General features: G+C 36.1%; 4 protein-coding genes. 2 read left to right on the top strand and 2 right to left on the bottom strand.

Going from position 1 to position 3,670, the window contains the following annotated elements; translation table 11 throughout:
* Positions 1 to 818 precede the first annotated feature (818 nt).
* On the top strand, positions 819 to 1,181 hold the full coding sequence (locus tag ACHABU_RS20575) for an MFS transporter (RefSeq protein ID WP_435766828.1): 363 nt from the start codon (positions 819 to 821) through the stop codon (positions 1,179 to 1,181).
* Positions 1,153 to 1,866: an MFS transporter gene (locus ACHABU_RS20580; RefSeq protein ID WP_435766826.1), complete on the top strand. Its 714-nt coding sequence runs from the start codon at positions 1,153 to 1,155 to the stop codon at positions 1,864 to 1,866. The genes ACHABU_RS20575 and ACHABU_RS20580 overlap by 29 nt, the downstream gene beginning before the upstream one ends.
* On the opposite strand, the gene ACHABU_RS20585 is transcribed toward ACHABU_RS20580, so the two are convergent.
* Positions 1,795 to 2,106, bottom strand: a complete 312-nt coding sequence (locus ACHABU_RS20585; RefSeq protein ID WP_435766829.1) for a helix-turn-helix transcriptional regulator — start codon at positions 2,104 to 2,106, stop codon at positions 1,795 to 1,797. The genes ACHABU_RS20580 and ACHABU_RS20585 overlap by 72 nt on opposite strands.
* Positions 2,107 to 2,725: 619 nt before the next feature.
* Positions 2,726 to 3,007 (bottom strand): hypothetical protein, encoded by a 282-nt coding sequence (locus ACHABU_RS20590; RefSeq protein ID WP_435766827.1) that lies wholly within the window; start codon positions 3,005 to 3,007, stop codon positions 2,726 to 2,728.
* Positions 3,008 to 3,670: the final 663 nt, after the last annotated feature.

The raw sequence follows: 3,670 nt of genomic DNA on the forward strand, positions 1-3,670 counted from the left end.
TCTTTGACATACTGGTTGTTTTGTTCAGTTTTCAAAGAGCAAATTTGTGAGCTGCTTTTTCGAAGCAACTTTTATATCATAACATACATAAACTTGTGTTGTCAACACTTTATTTATCTTCTGTTGAAGTTCGTTTTCGTGACAACTTTTAAATCATACCATTTTATTGAATTAAAGTCAATAACTTTTTTCGTATTTATGTTTTTTAGTTTTTCGATGCGCTGTAACCTTTTTCAAGCAAAATATTTTTAGCGACAAGAAATATATTACTACTTGAACATCTAAAAGTCAATAACATTTTAAAATTTATTTTTTAAAAGTTTATTATAGAAGACGTTCTTTTAAGTCATAGGTTTTCGAGAGTGGCAAGAGTTATTTAATAAGGCTGGTGATATGGTTTAACTTTCTAAGTCTGAATACATGAAAACACCAAGACAGATAAGAAATAGTAAGCTCCTTCTCTTTCGATAAGCGGTCATATGTTAACTCATGCCTTCACTAATATAAAACAGTTAAAACGGATTTCAATAATTACTCTACTTAATATTGCCATAAAAAATAGCAAGATGTGGATAGATGAGGGGAGAAATAGAGCGTAATCTGTAAAAGAGGTGGTTACTATGAATGGGAATGTATTGAAAAATAAAAGGATTTTATATTATCTGGCAAGTGCTGGCATTTCACAGTTAGGCAATGTAACTTGCAGGGCTTGCCTTTCTTTTTTTATCTTATGAACTGACACAATCGGCTAGTCTTACCACGGTGATCGCCATTTCACAGGCCATCCCTATCTGTTCTTCGGTTTAATTGGCGGTGCCATCACAGACCGCGTCAATAAGAAACGACTATTGTTACGACTAGATCTCATTCGGGTTCCAATTATTCTTTTACTGGTTTTGATTTTTCAATTGGAGAGTCTCGCTTTCTTGCATTTGTTATTCGTGAGTTTCATCATTCAGAGTCTCGGTTGTTTTTATAATCCAGCGTACCGGGCTGTTTTGCCTCTCATCACGCCATCGCATGATCGCACAACGGTCAATAGTTTGTTGGATATTGTCACAAGGGGTGTTCAGGTGTTGGGTCCAGTCTTCAGTATCGGTCTATTGAGTTCCGGGAACACTATTCACTTATATTCGATTGATGCGATTATCTATGTTTTTGAGTGCATTTTTCACCTTTAAACTTCATTGGGTTGAACCGTTCAACGAGGATGATGCACTAATAGAGAAAAAACAAGGAGTCTTCCAAACAATTTTTGAATTCTTTTTGTGGGTAAAAAGAGAGGTGACGATTAAAACCTTGTTTATGGCGACTTTTTTGATGGTATTTTTCAACACCTGGGTGTGGCAGGTCGGCTTGCTCTTGCTTCTTTTACAGGACTATCCGAGTCAAGGCGAAGAATTTTATAGTCTCTTATTGGGGTGGTATGGCGCAGGTGTAATCATCGTCAATGTAGTCATTCCGTTTCTCTGGAAATGGCTAACTTTTGCCATTTATCTAACTGGCTCTATCATATGGGGAATCGGAATTTTTGTATTAGGACTCGCAACAAACCTTCCCCTTTATTTTCTAGGGACTCTGATTGCTGCTATCGGACTGCCGATTACTGGTCTTGCCCGTGTTTATTTAATTCAGACACTGGTTCCGAGCAATAAATTGGGCCGAGCATTCAGTTTTAATGCAGTTATTCTCTATGGGTCGAATGTGATTTCCTTGATGCTATTTGGTACTCTCGCTACTTTCATCGAGATCCGTTTCCTCTTTATCTTCTGCGGAAGCATGATGGTCTTTTGCTCAGTCTTCTATTTGATTCGAATTGTTTATACGAAAAAAGCTCAGCGGAAAACCGTAAAGGCGTTTAAATAACTGATTGTAAACGGAAACCGAAGAAAACCCACAGCTAATGGCAATATCCGTAATGTTTCGTTGAGTATGCAAAAGCAAATCCTGTGTTCTGACAAGTCGATACAGCTGGAGCCAAGAATAAGGTGAAACGCCGACCTTTTCTTTAAAAAGGTGAGCAAACTGAAACTTACTGATATCCAGTAGCGCTACCATTTCGTCCAGGCTCCAGGCATGCTGATAATCGTCTTTTAAAGCCTCCATTACTTGAACAAGCGCCGGCTGCACGGAGCGAAAAGGGTGAGTAATCAAATCAGTGGTATGTGTCCCAATCGTTGTATTGACCAACAATAGACTTAGTTGAGCTAAGCTGTGTTCTAAAAACACTTCAGAAGACCGGCTTCCATTTTGCCCTTCAGCAACATGTACTGCTGAACAAATTGGACCCACCGCTCAATAAGAGGGTATGCTTTGAGCAAAGAAAAAGTCGTCCCGTACAACTGAAATCGATGCGGTAGCCTCGTTAAGAAAAGACCGATCCAACTTTATGTTCGTCATGTGGATTGAAAACCATAAACTCATTTTCATTTATTGAAAGCTCATTTCGTGTGCTTTGATAGTTCATGGACCCCCTTCAGTGAATACATGAATTTATAGCATGGGTCGTTCCGCCAGAGACTTTCCGATTTCTTCTGATCCGTAGACAATAGCAAACAATTTGAAGCTTGAAGCAAAAGTGATATTGAATTCACCTACCGTATTCTATACTTTTCTCGTTATCATAAATATTTTGTTGAATGTAACATAACTAAAACTAAGTTGCATTCAACATAGTTTTTAATTCAATTTCATGCTTACTGTTCCCATCTTAAAGCTGACCTTTTCATATAATCGAGCAGCTGAATTCTTCGAGAACGAATAGTTCATAGATGAATCCTTGCGTCTGATCGGTAAACTGATCTTTCGTAGTACCTAAGAGGATCCATCCTAAAAGTTCCTCTCCTTCTTTTGCAATCAAGTAGAAGTTTCCCTTCTTAAACAAGGGTTCTGATCTATCTGCATAAATCTCTTCATTATCCGCGTAAATAATAATCCTTGTTTTATTTGCCAACCCAATAAGTGAACTCCTACTTTCAATCAGTTCACTATTGTAATGGTTTTTCATAAAAGCTCCTTTTATTCCTATATACTTATTTTAACTTTGATCCCATTAACGATATCAGCTTGAGGAGTAACTTATTAATAAGGATATATTAGTTCGCAAAATAACAGTTATACAATTAGAAAGAGACTACTCAATAAAACGTTTCCTAAATATATGGGCTTGAGATGCGATTGAGCTACTCCTTCCCATAAGAAGAGAATATCTACAAACATACTTTCCGAAACAAAAACAGCCACATAAAATAAACCATCGTAATTAGAGACGCCTTCATTCATCATTTCACCTCATTTATGGAAAAATGATAGTTTAACTTTATTTGACCCCTTTGCAAATGATTACCGATAACTGTTGAAGTAAACTAAATTAACTCTATATTATTTATAATAACATTGATTAAAAAAGATTCGTAAGAGTATAAAATCACTTTACGAACGCTTTTTCCGGTATGATTAAAGAAAATCATTATTGCCTTCTATCAAGTCCTATTGAGCATCAATTATCAGTAAAGTTTGTTTCATATATTTTTCTTTCTTTATTCATAATCAAGACCTAGTAAAACACAAATCAGAGAATAATAATAAGTTTTTGGTGATTTACCGATAAGCTTTTTTTACATAAAAAAGCAGCTGATACTTTATGTATCAGCTGCTTTTACTTTTATAA

The organism is Oceanobacillus sp. CF4.6 (assembly GCF_051262635.1).
GTDB lineage: Bacteria > Bacillota > Bacilli > Bacillales > Amphibacillaceae > Oceanobacillus.